The sequence below is a fragment of the Streptomyces spinosisporus genome, assembly GCF_022698145.1.
Lineage (GTDB): Bacteria > Actinomycetota > Actinomycetes > Streptomycetales > Streptomycetaceae > Streptomyces > Streptomyces spinosisporus.
In genome coordinates, this window is record NZ_JALDAX010000010.1 from 20,121 (window position 1) to 35,928 (window position 15,808).

Annotated in this window: 16 protein-coding genes; 11 read left to right on the forward strand and 5 right to left on the reverse strand. The window is 72.2% G+C overall.

The window, feature by feature from the left end; all coding sequences use genetic code 11:
• Window positions 1–122 precede the first annotated feature (122 nt).
• The 7 genes from MQN93_RS24820 (at window position 123) to MQN93_RS24850 (ending at window position 7,573) form a co-directional block, all read left to right on the forward strand.
• Complete coding sequence (locus MQN93_RS24820; RefSeq protein ID WP_242711339.1) at window positions 123–2,351, forward strand: hypothetical protein; 2,229 nt, start codon at window positions 123–125, stop codon at window positions 2,349–2,351.
• Window positions 2,352–2,593: 242 nt separating this feature from the next.
• On the forward strand, window positions 2,594–2,998 hold the full coding sequence (locus tag MQN93_RS24825) for a peptidase inhibitor family I36 protein (RefSeq protein ID WP_158693353.1): 405 nt from the start codon (window positions 2,594–2,596) through the stop codon (window positions 2,996–2,998).
• Window positions 2,999–3,070: 72 nt separating this feature from the next.
• Complete coding sequence (locus MQN93_RS24830) at window positions 3,071–4,000, forward strand: hypothetical protein (protein ID WP_016437809.1); 930 nt, start codon at window positions 3,071–3,073, stop codon at window positions 3,998–4,000.
• An 84-nt stretch (window positions 4,001–4,084) separates the two neighbouring features.
• The gene (locus MQN93_RS24835) at window positions 4,085–5,035 is read left to right on the forward strand and encodes an ABC transporter ATP-binding protein (RefSeq protein ID WP_242711340.1); all 951 of its coding nucleotides are present in this window, start codon (window positions 4,085–4,087) and stop codon (window positions 5,033–5,035) included.
• A complete protein-coding gene (locus MQN93_RS24840) occupies window positions 5,032–5,763 on the forward strand; it encodes an ABC transporter permease (RefSeq protein WP_242711341.1) in 732 nt (243 codons plus the stop codon). Before MQN93_RS24835 ends, MQN93_RS24840 begins: the two co-directional genes overlap by 4 nt.
• 5 nt (window positions 5,764–5,768) lie before the next feature.
• Window positions 5,769–6,962: a sensor histidine kinase gene (locus MQN93_RS24845; RefSeq protein WP_242711509.1), complete on the forward strand. Its 1,194-nt coding sequence runs from the start codon at window positions 5,769–5,771 to the stop codon at window positions 6,960–6,962.
• Entirely contained in the window at window positions 6,959–7,573 is a 615-nt protein-coding gene (locus tag MQN93_RS24850; protein WP_242711342.1) for a response regulator transcription factor, read from the forward strand. Before MQN93_RS24845 ends, MQN93_RS24850 begins: the two co-directional genes overlap by 4 nt.
• A gap of 44 nt (window positions 7,574–7,617) precedes the next feature.
• On the opposite strand, the gene MQN93_RS24855 is transcribed toward MQN93_RS24850, so the two are convergent.
• Both MQN93_RS24855 and MQN93_RS24860 read right to left on the reverse strand, forming a co-directional pair.
• Window positions 7,618–8,469: a transglutaminase family protein gene (locus MQN93_RS24855; RefSeq protein WP_242711343.1), complete on the reverse strand. Its 852-nt coding sequence runs from the start codon at window positions 8,467–8,469 to the stop codon at window positions 7,618–7,620.
• Between the two features lie 29 nt (window positions 8,470–8,498).
• Window positions 8,499–9,509 (reverse strand): GNAT family N-acetyltransferase, encoded by a 1,011-nt coding sequence (locus MQN93_RS24860; RefSeq protein WP_242711344.1) that lies wholly within the window; start codon window positions 9,507–9,509, stop codon window positions 8,499–8,501.
• A gap of 140 nt (window positions 9,510–9,649) precedes the next feature.
• Here MQN93_RS24860 and fdxA point away from each other — a divergent pair, with 140 nt between their 5' ends.
• Complete coding sequence (gene fdxA / locus MQN93_RS24865; protein WP_003973842.1) at window positions 9,650–9,970, forward strand: ferredoxin; 321 nt, start codon at window positions 9,650–9,652, stop codon at window positions 9,968–9,970.
• Between the two features lie 103 nt (window positions 9,971–10,073).
• On the forward strand, window positions 10,074–11,165 hold the full coding sequence (locus tag MQN93_RS24870) for a bifunctional succinyldiaminopimelate transaminase/glutamate-prephenate aminotransferase (RefSeq protein ID WP_242711345.1): 1,092 nt from the start codon (window positions 10,074–10,076) through the stop codon (window positions 11,163–11,165).
• Window positions 11,166–11,239: 74 nt separating this feature from the next.
• Here the strand turns inward: MQN93_RS24870 and MQN93_RS24875 are convergent, their stop codons facing one another.
• Window positions 11,240–11,695, reverse strand: a complete 456-nt coding sequence (locus MQN93_RS24875) for a hypothetical protein (RefSeq protein WP_016437817.1) — start codon at window positions 11,693–11,695, stop codon at window positions 11,240–11,242.
• Between the two features lie 279 nt (window positions 11,696–11,974).
• On the reverse strand, window positions 11,975–12,940 hold the full coding sequence (locus MQN93_RS24880; protein WP_242711346.1) for a heavy metal transporter: 966 nt from the start codon (window positions 12,938–12,940) through the stop codon (window positions 11,975–11,977).
• Window positions 12,941–13,025: 85 nt separating this feature from the next.
• Here MQN93_RS24880 and dapE point away from each other — a divergent pair, with 85 nt between their 5' ends.
• On the forward strand, window positions 13,026–14,105 hold the full coding sequence (dapE, locus tag MQN93_RS24885) for a succinyl-diaminopimelate desuccinylase (RefSeq protein ID WP_016437819.1): 1,080 nt from the start codon (window positions 13,026–13,028) through the stop codon (window positions 14,103–14,105).
• Between the two features lie 69 nt (window positions 14,106–14,174).
• A complete protein-coding gene (locus MQN93_RS24890; protein ID WP_016437820.1) occupies window positions 14,175–14,933 on the forward strand; it encodes an LOG family protein in 759 nt (252 codons plus the stop codon).
• Between the two features lie 7 nt (window positions 14,934–14,940).
• Here MQN93_RS24890 and folP read toward each other — a convergent pair whose 3' ends face one another.
• Window positions 14,941–15,801, reverse strand: a complete 861-nt coding sequence (gene folP / locus MQN93_RS24895) for a dihydropteroate synthase (RefSeq protein ID WP_016437821.1) — start codon at window positions 15,799–15,801, stop codon at window positions 14,941–14,943.
• Window positions 15,802–15,808: the final 7 nt, after the last annotated feature.

Here is a 15,808-nt window from a genome sequence, read left to right on the forward strand (position 1 = left end):
TCCCGTGTGGGTTTCCCCGGCGGTCATGGGATACACGCCAGAGGTGGCCAGTATGGTGGTGCGCGCCGCCGAGCCGCCCGTGAGGTTGTGTCGGGCGGCGGAGCCAACCGGGAGAACCTGCCTTGAGTCGTGAAACTGACACTCCGTCCTCCGGGCCCAACGGGCACGGCGGAGCCGCATACCCGTCGGGTACGCCGCCGTACGGGACGCCCACGGCTTCCGACGCCGGTGCGGACGCGGGCCGTTCGGCCGCGCAGCCGGAGGACCGCAAGACCGAGACCACGCTGACGACCCGGATCCGGATCAACATCCCCGGATCGCGGCCCATCCCGCCGGTCGTCGTGCGCACGCCGGTCGCGGACACCGAGAGCTCCGACGAGAGCCCCCGGACCGATCCTCCCGCGCCCGCGGCGACCCAGGCCATGGGCACCGTCGAGCCGCCGGCCGAGCCCGCCCAGCCCGCCGAGGAGAAGACCAGCGACTGGTTCGCGCCCCGCAAGTCGGCCGCGCCCAAGGGCGGTCAGGGCGGCGGCGCCACCAACGGCGCCGGAACACCGGGCGGTTCACCCGCGACGGGCACACCCGGCGCGGGTGCCGGGGCTCCCGGCCCGGGCGCCGCTCCCGGCGCTCCGCGCCCGGCCGGCGGACGCCCCGGCGGCGTGGTCGGCTCCATGAGCGTGCCGGGCGGCTCGCGCCCCGGCGGTGCGAGCGGCGCCGGAACCCGTCCCGGCCAGACGAACGGCTCCGGGCTGCCCGGAGCGACCGGCGGGCCCGTGGCCCCCGGGCACGGCGGCGGCACCGGCTCCTTCGACGTCACCGAGGCGCTGGGCGCGGGACCGCTCGGCAACGGCCCTCGCTCCGACGGCGGCGAACCGCGCCGCGACGAGCTGCCGTACTTCTCGGACTCCGACACGGGCACCCAGAACACCCCGAACGGCCAGGGCGGCTACGGCGCCCCTGTCGGCGTGAGCGACTTCAACGCGCCCGGCGGCCAGGGCCCCGCGGGCCCGACGAGCGGTCCGGTCACCGGCGAAGGGCCGCTGGCCCCGCCCCGCGGCACCGGCGGTCCCGGTGGACCCGCCGGACCGGGCGGCCCCGGCGGCATGGGCGGCCCGCACGGCGCGGGCCTCGGCCCCGGCGGCGGCCTCAGCGACGACACCGCGATCCTCACCCCGCAGAAGCCCGCCCCCGAGCCGGGTGCGCAGGGCGGCTACCCCGCGCCCGACAACATCTCCGGGCACACCGTCACCAGCGGCATCCCGGTCGTGCCGCCCGGCGCGAACTCGCCCTTCGGGCCCGGCGGCACGGGCGAGGCGCCGGTGCCGCACACACCCCCGAGGCTCCCCGAGCCGGTCGCGCAGAACGTGCCGTCCTCCTCCTCTTCGAAGAAGAAGCAGAAGAAGGGGAGCAACAAGCTGGTGCTCGTCGGCACCGCTGTGGTCGTCGTGGCCGGTCTCGCCTACGGCGCCGGGCTGCTGATGAACCACTCCGACGTGCCCAAGGGCACCACCGTGCTCGGCGTCGACATCGGCGGCGGCACCCGCGACGACGCCGTCAAGAAGCTCGACGAGGCCTTCGGCGGCAATGTGAACAAGCCGCTGAAGCTGTCGGTGGGCGGCAAGACGGTCTCGCTCAAGCCGGATCAGGCGGGCCTCCAGCTGGACGAGCAGGCCACCGTCGGCGCGGCCGCGCAGAGCGACTACAACCCGGTCTCCGTCATCGGCTCCCTCTTCGGCAACCACCGCGTCGTCGACCCGGTCATGCCCGTCGACGAGGAGAAGCTGGCCGCCGCCCTGAAGGCCACCTCCACCTCCGGCGGCTCCGGCTCGATGACCGAGGGCACGATCCAGTTCAAGTCCGGCAAGGCCGTCGCCGTCTACGGCAAGGCGGGCAAGGGCATCGACGTCGCCAAGTCCACCGAGGCCGTCGAGGAGGCGTACCGCACCCAGGTGGAGACCGGCTCGGCCCCGGCGGTCGCCGTCCCGACGACGACCCAGAAGCCGTCGGTCTCCGATGCCGAGGTCGACCGGATGATGAACGAGTTCGCCAAGCCGGCGATGTCGGGCATCGTCACCATCGAGGCGGGCGGGGTGCAGGTCAAGTTCAGCCCCCAGAACTCGCTGTGGAAGTTCCTCGGCGTCAGGGCGGTCGGCGGCAAGCTGGTCGAGCACTACGACACGACCGCGCTGAAGAACCTGTACGGCGGCGCCTGGGACGGCGTCCTGGTCACCCGCGGCAACGGCAAGAAGACCCCCGTGACACCCCAGGACGTCATCAGCGCCATGCGCAAGCCCCTCCTCGGCAAGACACCGGCCGAGCGCGTGGGCGTGATCGAGACCAACGCCGGTTAGCCGCAGGGCGGTTGACGTTCGAGGGGGCGCCCGGGTCCATGACCGGGGCGCCCCCTCCGGCGTGGTGGCGGCTTTCCGCCGCCGTCGAACAAAATCATTTTTTCCGCACTCCCGTGCCACCTAGGATCACTGCGGCGCATGGGCCGAACCAAGTTCACCCCATGGAGTCGGGGGGTTCGTCGTGCGCTCGTTCAGGCACTCCTGCCGGCTCCGGCGGGTCCGAGTGCAGGATGGGTGAGTGGATGAGCGCAAGGAAGAAAGCCCTCGTGGGCCTGGCGAGTGCGGCACTGGTTGTCGGCTTCACCGGTACCGCGTCCGCGGGGAGCTACAACGGCAAGTGTGAGTCCGCGGGCGGCGGCGAGGTGTGCATCTACCGCCTCGCGAACTACGGCGGCGGCCTGTACGACACGCTCTACAGCAAGACCACGTACAGCGGCAGCACGTACTACGGCACCAGCACGGCCATCGACAACACCATGTCCTCGGTGAAGAACATGGACCCCGACACGCTCGTGTACTTCTACCAGTACTCCGGCTACACCGGCGCCCTCACCGGCATCCCCCCGGGCGAGCAGATCAACCAGGTGCCCAACGACAACACGGCGAGCTCGCACTGCTTCGGCTCGAACTCCGCCTGCCCGAACTGAACGCGACGATGCGCCCCTTCACCGGGGCGCATCCCGTTCGGGCCGCCCTTCTCGAAGGAAGCGTCTGACCTGATGCGCAAGAGCCCAGCGGCCGTCGGCGTCGCCGCCCTGTGTGCCGTACTGCTGTCGGGATGCCAGTCGTCGGGTGACGGGACGCCGAGCGAGCCCGAGATCTCCGCCTCCCCGGCCACGAAGACCGTCGCCGGTGTCCGGGTGCCGGTCCTCCCTCTCGACGCCTACACCGTCGACGCGCAGCAGCAGGAAGAGCTCGACCGGGCCGTCGACCAGCTGGCCCAGACGTGCATGAAGGCGAAGGGCTACACCTGGCCCGCCCGTCTCGAGCAGCTCGGCGTACCGCGCTCGGCCAACGAGCGGCGCTACGGCGTCACCGACCCCGAAGCGGTGAAGGTCTACGGCTATCAGCTGGCCCCGCCGGTCGGCGTGACGCCGGCGCAACTGGCCGAGGAGGCGCGGCAGGAGAAGAAGCGCAAGGCCCTCATGACGGACGCGCTCACCAAGGCCTACACCGGCCGCAGCGGCAAGACGGCCTCGGCGAGCCACACGGGCGGCTGCCGCGGCAAGGCCCTGAAGCAACTCGGCCTGCCCCAGGGCGGCGAGGCGCTGACCGCCGTCGACCTGGCCCAGCAGCAGAGCTTCCAGCGCACGGAGGCGGACAGCCGGGCCAGGGCCGCGAACGCCAAGTGGAGCGCCTGCATGAAAAAGGCCGGCTACCGCTACGCGAACCCGCACGTCGCCGCGGCCGACCCGGCCTGGTGGACGAAGGGCGCGGACCCCGCCGCCCCGAACAGGGCCGGAGCCCGTGAGATCGCCACCGCGGTGGCCGATGTGCGGTGCAAGCGGCAGGTGGACTATGTGACCGTCTGGCAGTCCGTCGAGACCACCTACCAGCACAAGATCATCGCGGCCAACAGGAAGGAACTCGACGCCGTCCGGCAGGCGCGGCGCAACGCCCTGCGAAAGGCGCACGAAGTCCTCCGCTGAACCGGCAGCCATGACATCTGTCATACGCCACTCAGGACCGCCGACACTGCCGGGCCCCGGCCCCGCGCAGCCACGATGGTTCACATGACGACGACAGCGACAGTGACCGCCGCCCCGGTGGTCGGCTTCGATCAGGTGAGCAAGGTGTACGGGAGCGTCCGGGCCGTGGACGGGCTGACGCTCGCGCTGCACCCAGGGGAGACCGTGGCCCTGCTCGGGCCCAACGGCGCCGGGAAGTCGACCACGCTCGACCTGCTGCTCGGGCTGAAGCACGCCGACAGCGGCACGGTCCGCGTCTTCGGCACCTCTCCGCGCGAGGCGATCGTCGCCGGGCGGGTGGGCGCGATGCTGCAGAGCGGCGGGCTGATGGACGAGGTCACCGTCGCCGAGCTGGTCGGGCTCGGCTGCGCGCTGCACCCGAAGGCGTACAAGGTCACCGACGTCCTCGCCCGGGCCGGCATCAGCCAGATCGCCGACCGCAAGGTCAACAAGCTCTCCGGCGGCCAGGCCCAGCGCGTCCGCTTCGCCCTCGCCACCGCCGGCGACAGCGATCTGATCGTCCTGGACGAGCCCACCACCGGCATGGACGTCTCCGCCCGCCAGGCCTTCTGGGCGACCATGCGCGAGCAGGCCGACCAGGGCCGTACGGTCCTGTTCGCCACGCACTACCTGGAGGAGGCCGACGCCATCGCCGACCGGGTGCTCGTCCTGCACCGCGGGCGCCTCCTCGCCGACGGCACCGCGGCCGAGATCAAGGCGAAGGCCGGGGCGCGGCGGGTGGCGTTCGACCTGGAGGGCCAGGTCGACGAGGCGACCCTGCGCGGGCTTCCCTTCCTGACCTCGATCTCCGTGTCGAACAGCGGCCCCGCCGAGGGCTCCGTGCACACCGTCCGCCTGCAGTCCTCCGACGCCGACGCGACCGTGCACGCCCTCTACGGCCTCGGCCTCTACCCCCGCAATCTCGAAGTCGCCGGGCTCGGCCTGGAGCAGGCCTTCGTCGCCATCACCGCCGCCGAGGAGGCCAAGCAGTCGTGAACAGCCTGATCAAGCTGGAGCTCGCCCGAGCCCTGCGCAACCGCAAGTTCCTGTTCTTCTCCGTGATCTACCCCTCGGTCATCTTCCTGCTCGCCTCCAGCCAGACGGGCACGGTCGACGGCACCGGCCTGAGCGTGGCGTCGTACGTCATGGTCTCCATGGCCTCCTTCGGCGCCCTGACCGCCGTGCTGATGGGCAACAGCGAGCGCATCGCCAAGGAGCGCGAGAGCGGCTGGGTACGGCAGCTGCGGCTGACCACGCTGCCCGGGCGCGGCTACGTCCTCGCCAAGACCGCCAGCGCCGCCGTGGTCAGCCTGCCGTCGATCGTCGTCGTCTTCCTGGTCGCCGCCGCCGTGAAGGACGTACGCCTGGAGGCCTGGCAGTGGCTCGCCCTCACCGGCGCGATCTGGGCCGGCAGCCTGGTCTTCGCCGCGCTCGGGGTCGCCATCGGCTATATCGCCTCCGGCGACGCGGTCCGCCCCATCACGATGATCATCTACTTCGGTCTGTCGATCCTCGGCGGTCTGTGGTTCCCGTCCAACGGCTTCCCCCAGTGGCTGCAGGACATCGCGAAGTGGCTGCCCACGCACGCGTACGCTGCGGTGGGACGGGCCATCGAACAGAGCCAGGCCCCGCACGCCCAGGACGTCGGCATCCTCGTCGTCTTCTTCCTGCTCTTCGCGGGCGGCGCGGCCTGGCTGTACCGGAAGGACACGCTGAAGGCGTGAGCACCATGACGGAAGACCCGCATGTGGACGAGGCCCGGGCGGAGCGGCTGGTGCGCCTGGGGGAGCCGGCCCGCACCCCGCGTGAGGCCATGTACAAGCTGGTGTGGATCCTGCCCTGGCTGGTCTTCCTCGCCGCCCCGGTGCGCGACCTGACCGGCGGCCACCACTCCACCGGTGCCACCGCCGCCGGCTGGGCGGGCCTGCTCGCCTTCGTCGCGGTCTACATGACGGTGGTCTTCCGGAACATGGGCCGGGCCCTGCCCGCCCGCGTCGTCGCCGGCCTGCTCGCCGTGCTCGCCGTCCTCGCGGTCACCCTGTGCCTCACCCTCGGCGGCCACTGGCTCGGACTGTTCGTGTACGTCTCGGTCAGCTGCGGGCTGACCCTGCCGCTGCGGGCCTCGTACTGGACGATCCCGCTGACCACCGCGGCCTTCCTGGCCGTCGGGCTGCGCGAGGACCAGGACACCGCCTGGGGCCTGGTCCTGGTGGTGCTGCTGGTCGGTTACTCCATGACCGGTGTACGCCAACTGGTCAGCACGACCATCGAGTTGCAGAAGGCCCGCGCCACCGTCGCCCAACTGGCCGCCAACGAGGAGCGGTTGCGCCTCGCCCGCGACCTGCACGACCTGCTCGGCCACTCCCTGTCGCTGATCACGCTGAAGAGCGAGCTGGCGGGCCGTATGCTCCCCGGCCACCCCGACAAGGCGGCCCAGCAGGTCGCCGACATCGAGCAGGTCAGCCGCCAGGCCCTGGTGGACGTCCGCGAGGCCGTCACCGGCTACCGCCGCGCCCGGCTGTCCGCGGAGCTCGCGGGCGCCCAGGTCGCCCTGACGGCGGCCGGCATCGTCGCCGACGTGCCGCACGAACCGGACCTGTCCGCCGTCCCCGAGGAGAGCGAGGCCGCCCTGGCCTGGGCGGTGCGCGAGGCGGTCACCAACGTCGTACGGCACAGCGGCGCCGGGCGCTGCACGGTGGAGGTGCTCCGACGGCAGACCCTGGACGGGCAGATGCTGGAGGTCTCCGTCGAGGACGACGGCTCCGGCGGTTCCGGCGACGGCCCGGGCAACGGTCTGACGGGCCTGCGCGAACGGCTGGAGAAGGCGGGCGGCACCCTGGAGGCGGGCCGTGCCAGGCACGGCTTCCGGCTGGTCGCCCGGGCGCCCGCGGACCCGCCCCCGGCCGTAGGATCCGAGGCATGAGCCCTACGATCAAGGTCCTGCTCGCCGAGGACCAGTCGATGGTCCGTGAGGCCCTGGCGGCCCTGCTCGGGCTGGAGGACGACATCGAGGTCGTGGCGCAGGTGGCGCGCGGCGACGAGGTACTGGCGGCGGTGCGCGAGCACGCCGTGGACGTGGCCCTGCTGGACATCGAGATGCCGGGGTGCACCGGCATCGAGGCGGCCGCCCAGGTCCGCCGCTCGCTGCCGGAGGTGAAGCTGGTCGTCCTCACCACCTTCGGCCGCCCCGGCTACCTGCGCAGCGCCATGGAGGCCGGCGCCGACGCCTTCCTGGTCAAGGACGCCCCGGCCGCCCAACTCGCCGAAGCCGTACGCAAGGTGCTGGCGGGCGAACGGGTCATCGACCCCACCCTCGCCGCAGCCGCCCTCGCGGAGGGCGCCAACCCCCTCACCGACCGCGAACGAGAGATCCTCCGCGCCGCCTCCGACGGCTCCACCAACGCAGAACTGGCAAAAGCCCTCCACCTCTCCCAGGGCACGGTCCGCAACTACCTCTCGACAGCCATCCAAAAACTGGCGGTACGCAACAGAGCAGAAGCGGTCCGGATCGCACGGGAGAAGGGCTGGCTGTAGGGCTTTTTGCTTTTGGCTTTTAGGGGCGCGGGGAACCGCGCACGTCAATTCAACCGAGCCCGAGCAGCCCGAGCCTGCCCCAGCACCCGCTCCCCCGCCGCGACATCAACACCCCCCACCACATCGGCATACGCCTCCAACTCCGCGGCCCCCCGCAAAAACTCCCCCCTCTGCACCAGCAACTGCGCCCGCTCATACCGCAACCGCGCCGGATGCGACGGCAGCAACAACGACAACTCCACCGCCCACAACCCCACATCCGACCGCTCAGGCCGAGCAGCAGCCCACGCCCGCACATTGTTCAAGATCCGCACCACCACCTCCAAAGGCGCCGCAGGCACGAGCATCGACCGGTCCAACGGCGCCCCCGTCGCCCCGGCCACCAGCAACTCCGCGTCGCTCCCGTCGAGCACCCGCCCCCCGTCGAACGGATCGACGAGCACCTGCTGCTCCTCGGGGCCGAACCCGACGACGAAGTGCCCCGGCAGGGCGACCCCGTACACCGGCGCCCCCGCCCGCCGCGCGACCTCCATCCACACCACCGACAGCAGGATCGGCAGCCCGCGCCGCCGCCGCAGCACCTCGTGCAGCAGCGAGGACTCCAGACGCCGGTAGTCGGCGGGGGAGCCCCGGAAGCCCTCCCGTGCCCCGAGGAGATGGTGCAGCGCCGCCGCCCAGGACTGCGGGCCGCCCGGCCGGAACGGCAACTGCCCGGCCAGCCGGTCCAGCTCGATCTGCGCGGCGTCGATGCCCGCCTCGTCCAGCGTCCCGTCCGCCTCCGCGCCCAGCAGCAGACACAGCACGGCCAGGTCGGGCCGCTCGGAGCGCGCCTCCTCGGCGAACCGCCGCCGCACCTCGGCGGACCGTTCGGGCGAAGGGGGGTGTGGGGGACGCATAGCAGGCTCGTGCCCTTTCACGGCGATCGCTACGACTGGCCGCTGCCGGGAGCCGCCGGTTCCCGGTAGTGGTGGTACGCGTGGTGTGCGGCGAAGCCCAGCCCGGCGTACAGCACGCGCGCTCCCGTGTTGTCCTGCTCGACCTGCAGCCAGGCCGCCGAGGCGCCCTCGTCCAGGGCCGGCCGGGCCAGCGCGGCCAGCACGGTGGTGGCCAGGCCCCGCCGGCGCAGCGCCGGGTCCACCTCGACGGCGGCGAAGGACGCCCACCGCCCGTCCACCACACACCGTCCGATCGCGGCGGGCGACCCGTCGCCGGGGACGGTCGCGAACCACACCGAAGGGCCGCTCCCCAGCACCTTCAGCGCCACCTCGCTCACGCCCTTGCGCTGATAGCGCGTGAGCCACGCCTCGTCGGCCGTCCGGGACAGCTCCACGCCCGCGCCCTCCGCCCGGTCGGCGACCGGCGCGAGCGCTCCCGTCCACAGCTCGGCGCTCACCTCGCGCACCCACCCGCGCCGCTCCAGCTCCGCGCACAGCAGCTCCTGCGTGCCCTCGGCGCCGGTCGCGGTCTGGACGTAGGCGGGCAGCCCGCGCTCGCCGTACCAGTGCCGTACGGCGGTGAGTGCCTCGTCGAGCGGCAGGCCGGGGTCGCCGAGCGGCAGCACGGAGTTGGCGCGCCGGGTGAACCCGGAGGCGGCCCGCAGCTCCCACTCGCCGAGCCGCTCGCTCTCCACCGGCCGCCACGCGCGCGAGGAGACCTGTGCGAGCTCCTCGTAGGAGGCGGCGGGTCCGCGGCGCCGGGCCGGGGCCGCGGGCACGACCTTTCCCGCGACCAGCGCGGATTCCGGGATGCGGACGCTTTCGCCGTCCTTCCGTGTGATCAGCAGCACACCGTCGTCCCATGATGTGAGAACACCCACCGTGTCGGTGAACTTCTCCTCCGGGACTCCAGATTGGATCAAGCGCCGTACGGAGACTCGTTTACCCACGTCAGCAGCGGTGACACGGACCTCGAGACGGCCTCCTGCCGAGATTTCCACAGGTCAGTTCACCCCTCCTGTTCGGATCATGCCCAGGAACGGAGATACTAGGGGCGGGCATCGACGACGCCGCGCTCCCGCGCGCCAGGCGGCGGAGCCTGAGGAGGCCCGCCAGCGCCCAATCGAGGAGGAACGACAGCGTGACCTACGTCATCGCGCAGCCTTGTGTCGACGTCAAGGACAAGGCGTGCATCGAGGAGTGCCCGGTCGACTGCATCTACGAGGGCCAGCGGTCCTTGTACATCCACCCGGACGAATGCGTCGACTGCGGTGCCTGTGAGCCGGTCTGCCCGGTCGAGGCGATCTTCTACGAGGACGACACTCCGGAGGAGTGGAAGGACTACTACAAGGCGAACGTCGAGTTCTTCGACGAGCTCGGCTCCCCCGGCGGCGCCAGCAAGCTGGGCCTGATCGAGCGCGACCACCCCTTCGTCGCCGCGCTGCCGCCGCAGAACCAGTAAGAGCGGCCCGCACAGACGTGCCGCCTCGGTCCCGTACGGCCGGATCACCATGATCGCCGTACGGGGCCGAGGCGTTGCCGTACCAGAAAGTGAGTCAGAAACCGTGTCCGCAGTCTCAGACCGCCTGCCCACATTCCCCTGGGACAAGCTGGAGCCGTACAAGAAGACGGCCGCCGCGCACCCGGACGGCATCGTCGACCTCTCCGTCGGCACCCCGGTCGACCCGGTCCCCGAGCTGGTCCAGAAGGCTCTGATCGACGCGGCGGACTCCCCGGGCTACCCGACCGTCTGGGGCACCCCGGCACTGCGCGACGCGATCACGGGCTGGGTCGAGCGCAGACTCGGCGCCCGCGAGGTCACCCACCGGCACGTGCTGCCCGTCGTGGGCTCCAAGGAACTGGTCGCCTGGCTCCCCACGCAGCTGGGCCTCGGCCCCGGCGACCGGGTCGCGTACCCGCGCCTCGCGTACCCGACGTACGAGGTCGGCGCCCGGCTGGCCCGCGCCGAGTACGAGGCCTACGACGACCCGACCGAGCTGGACCCCGAGGGGTTGAGGCTCCTCTGGCTCAACTCGCCCTCCAACCCGACCGGCAGGGTCCTGCCGAAGGAGGAGCTGACCCGGATCGTCGCCTGGGCCCGCGAGCACGGCGTCCTGGTCTTCTCCGACGAGTGCTACCTGGAGCTCGGCTGGGAGGCCGACCCGGTCTCGGTGCTGCACCCGGACGTCAACGGCGGTTCCTACGACGGCATCGTGGCCGTCCACTCCCTGTCCAAGCGCTCCAACCTGGCCGGCTACCGCGCCGCCTTCCTCGCGGGCGACCCGGCGGTCCTCGGCCCCCTGCTGGAGATCCGCAAGCACGGCGGCATGATGACGCCGGCGCCGACGCAGGCGGCCGTCGTGGCGGCGCTGGGCGACGACGGCCATGTCCGCGAGCAGCGGGAGCGGTACGCGGCCCGCCGCACGGCCCTGCGCGCGGCGCTGGAGGGGCACGGCTTCCGCATCGAGCACAGCGAGGCCAGCCTGTATCTGTGGGCGACACGGAACGAGTCCTGCTGGGACACGGTGGCCCACCTCGCCGACCTCGGCATCCTGGTCGCGCCGGGCGACTTCTACGGCCCTGCGGGCGAGCGCTTTGTCCGGGTGGCGCTGACGGCGACGGACGAGCGGGTGCGGGCGGCCGTCGAGCGCCTGTAGCCGCTCCACAGACACGGCGAAGGGGCCCGGGAGACTCTCCCGGGCCCCTTCGCCATGCGGATCGTGCAGATCGGTCAGCCGCCGATCGGCAGGCCCTTCACCGGCAGGGTGCCGGTGGCCGGCAGGCCGCCCTTGGTCAGCGAGTCGGTCGGCAGGCCGCCGCCCTTGGTCGCGGACTGCGTGGTGACGCCGACGATCTCCCCGACGGAACCGGCCGCGGTGCCGGCCGCCTTCTGGGCCGCGGGCGCCGCCTTCTTCGCCACGCTGCCGCCGGTCTTGCCCGCGTTCGGAACCGCCTTCTTGACCGCGCTGGCACCGGCGTCGCCCGCGAGCCCGGTGACGTTCTGCGCGGCACCGTCGACGGTGTTGCCGACGCTCGCCCCGTCCAGGGCGGTCAGGCCGCCGACGTTCGGGGTCGCGGGCAGTTCGGGGGCCGCGCTCGCCGCGCCGGCCGCGCCGACACCGGCAGCCGCTGCGCCTGCGACGAGCAGGGCGGCCTGGGCGATGCGACGGGTCAGGGGGAGGGACATGATGCTCCTTCGATGGGCGTTGATCGTCCGGGCTCGGACGCAGTAACTACCGCTCGAAGTCCCCGAAGGTTGCGGCGCCCCAAGGTAAAGAGTTGGCAATGCGTCGCATTATCGGCTGCGGATAAAAACGGGCAAAAGGTGCGGGGGTTGAAAGCCTGCGGAATCCTTACACCCCTTTGCTTCCATGGGCTTTTACGGATTCGAGGGTGACGGCGCGAAAACCTGCGCCCACGGCGCCGGACGCATGCCCCGGGTAACCCGTGCGGGTGATCGGCCGTACTACTGCGCAGTGACGATCCGTACGGCGTCCGCCGTCCGCTGGGCACCGCCGGCCCCCGTCGTGGCGGCCCTGCGCCACTCGCTGTCGGTGTTCCCCGCGGTCCACTCCCGGCCGCCGTACGAGACGCGTTCGATGTGCAGTGCCGTCGCGTTGGCGACCGCCCAGTGGGCCAGCTGCCAGCCGCGCTGCCCGGCGGTGCGGCCCTTGGCGGGGCTGTCGCCGGAGCCGACGGGCAGGGTGACGGTCCGTGCGCCCGGGCTCGCGGACGGCTTCGGCGTCGCGGCGGAGCCCACTTCCGCGCCGGCCGGCTGCAGCACGTCGCGCCCGAAGTCCCGTACCAGCGCGGCCCGTACGCCGGCCGCTCCCGCCGCCAGCGTCGTGCCGGGGCGGCCGTCGCAGGTCAGCGTGGCGGCCGCGTTGCCCGTGAGGGCGGCGGAGAGCAGGGCGGCGTCCGGCTCGTGCTTGGCGTACGCCTCCGGGAAGCCGCTGCGCTGCACGCGCTGCGCGGCCACGGTGAGGGGGAGCTTCGTGTAGTCGCGCACCTTGGCCAGGTGCTCGTAGAAGACGGTCGCCGCGTACGTCGGGTCCAGGATCTCCTTCTCGGTGCCCCAGCCCTGGGAGGGCCGCTGCTGGAACAGGCCGAGCGAGTCCCGGTCGCCGTGCTCGATGTTGCGCAGCCCCGACTCCTGCAGCGCGGTGGCGAGCGCGATGGTCACCGCCCGCTCGGGCATCCTGCGGCCGGTGCCGACGGCGGCGATGGTCGCCGCGTTCACCGCCTGCTCGGGGGTGAACTGGTACATCGTCCCCTCGTCGTCGGCCGAGACCACCTTGCAGCCCGGAGCGCCTCTGCCCCCGGTGACGTACTGCACGACGAGATAGCCCGCGACGGCGAGGAGGACCACGAGGGCCGCCCCGAAGCGGAAGAGGCGGCCACGGCGTTTGAGGGTGGATGACGGCTCTGGCACGCCGTACAAGGTAGCGGAGGGCGCTGGGGCCCATGCGCCGGATGTGGACAGTGGGCCCAAGGGGTGGCGGGTTAGGGTCGACGGCATGGCCGACACCCCTCTTGACCTCACCCTGAACGCCGCGGAGCTCACCGCCCGGCTCGTCGACTTCCCCTCCGAGAGCGGCACCGAGAAGCCCCTCGCCGACGCGATCGAGGCCGCCCTGCGCGCCCTGCCGCACCTGACGGTCGAGCGGCTCGGCAACAACGTGGTCGCGCGAACGGAACTGGGCAGGCCGGAGCGGGTGATCCTGGCCGGTCACATCGACACCGTGCCGATCGCGGACAACGTCCCCTCCCGCCTGGACGAGGACGGCGTCCTGTGGGGCTGCGGCACCTGCGACATGAAGTCCGGCGTGGCGGTGCAGCTGCGCATCGCGGCCACGGTCCCGGCTCCCAACCGCGACCTGACCTTCGTCTTCTACGACAACGAAGAGGTGGCGGCGGAGCTCAACGGCCTCAAGCACGTGGCCGAGGCCCGCCCCGACTGGCTCCGGGGCGACTTCGCGGTACTGCTCGAACCGTCCGACGGCGAGGTCGAGGGCGGCTGCCAGGGCACCCTGCGGGTCCTGCTCAGGACCACCGGCGAGCGGGCCCACTCCGCGCGCGGCTGGATGGGCTCGAACGCGATCCACGCGGCCGCCCCGATCCTGGCCCGCCTCGCCTCCTACGAGCCCCGTTACCCGGTGATCGACGGCCTGGAGTACCGCGAGGGCCTGAACGCGGTGGGCATCACAGGCGGCGTGGCCGGCAACGTCATCCCCGACGAGTGCGTCGTGACGGTCAACTTCCGCTACGCGCCCGACCGCACCGAGGAGGAGGCGCTCGCCCACGTCCGCGAGGTCTTCGCCGACTGCGGGGTGGCGGAGTTCGTGGTGGACGACCACAGCGGCGCGGCACTGCCGGGCCTGAGCCACCCGGCCGCAGCGGCCTTCATCGAGGCGGTGGGCGGCACCCCGCAGCCCAAGTACGGCTGGACGGACGTCTCGCGCTTCGCCTCCCTCGGCATCCCGGCGGTCAACTACGGCCCCGGGAACCCGCATTTGGCACACAAGCGGGACGAGCGCGTCGAAACCGCCAAGATCCTCGCGGGCGAGGAACGACTGCGCAGCTGGCTGACACGCTGACGTCCCTCGTCCTTAACCCGCGTAGATCTACGCTGAGGTGGAAACACCCCGCAAGCGGAGGGAGCGCGCATGGCTACCGGAAACCCCGAGGGCAAGAAGCAGCCGCCCGAGGAGCAGCGCCTGGGACCGGTCCTCCGGAGGCGGGAGCAGGTCACGGCCAGCACCACCGACCAGCGTCTGCTGGACGCCGGCGGCCCGTCGGACTGGGTCCACACGGACCCCTGGCGGGTGCTGCGCATCCAGTCGGAGTTCATCGAGGGCTTCGGCACGCTCGCCGAACTCCCGCCCGCGATCAGCGTGTTCGGCTCGGCGCGCACCAAGGCGGACTCGCCGGAGTACGAGGCGGGCGTCCGGCTCGGCCGCGGCCTGGTGGAGGCGGGCTGGGCGGTGATCACCGGCGGCGGCCCCGGCGCCATGGAGGCGGCCAACAAGGGCGCCGTGGAGGCCAAGGGGATCTCGGTCGGCCTGGGCATCGAGCTGCCCTTCGAGCAGGGCCTGAACCCCTACGTCGACATCGGCCTGAACTTCCGCTACTTCTTCGTCCGCAAGATGATGTTCGTCAAGTACGCGCAGGGTTTCGTGGTCCTGCCCGGCGGCCTCGGCACCCTGGACGAACTCTTCGAGGCGCTCACCCTCGTGCAGACCCAGAAGGTCACCCGCTTCCCGATCGTCCTGTTCGGCAGCGCGTACTGGGGCGGACTGGTCGACTGGCTCAAGAACACGCTGATCGCCCAGGGCAAGGCCGCGGAGAAGGACCTGCTGCTGTTCCACGTCACGGACGACGTGGACGAGGCGGTCGCCCTGGTGTCCAAGGAGGCCGCCCGCTAGCGCGCCGCTATGCGAGCCCCCGGCGCGCGACCGCCGGGGGCCGGTGACCCGCGATCGTCGCCACCATGTCCAGCACCTGCCGGGTCTCGGCGACCTCGTGCACGCGGTACACCTGCGCCCCGAGCCACGCCGATACGGCGGTGGTCGCGAGCGTGCCCAGCACCCGCTCCTTCACGGGCTTGTCCAGCGTCTCGCCCACGAAGTCCTTGTTGGACAGCGAGACGAGGACGGGCCACCCGGTCTCGACCAGTTCGCCGAGCCGCCGCGTCGCCTCCAGGCTGTGCCGGGTGTTCTTCCCGAAGTCGTGCCCGGGGTCGATCAGCACCGACTCCCGGGGCACCCCCAGCGCGACGGCCCGCTCGGCCAGCCCCAGGGTCACCCTCAATATGTCCGCCACGACGTCGTCGTACGTCACCCGGTGCGGCCGGGTGCGCGGTTCGGCGCCCCCCGCGTGCGTGCACACCAGCCCGGCGCCGTACCGTGCGGCGACCTCCGCCAGGTGCGGGTCGACCCCGCCCCACGCGTCGTTGAGCAGATCCGCCCCGGCCTCGCACACGGCCTCGCCGACCTCGGCCCGCCAGGTGTCCACGCTGATGACGACGTCAGGGAAGCGCCGCCGTACCTCCGCCACGAACCCGACGGTGCGCCGCGCCTCCTCCTCGGCACTCACCTCGTCGCCCGGCCCCGCCTTCACCCCGCCGATGTCGATGATCGCCGCGCCCTCGGTGACGGCCTGCTCCACGCGCGCGAGGGCGGGCTCGTCGCGGAAGGTCGCCCCCTGGTCGTAGAAGGAGTCCGGGGTCCGGTTCACGATCGCCATGATCACCGGCTCATGGGGCCCGAATTCGCGCCTGCCCAGCCTGAGCATCCCCTGT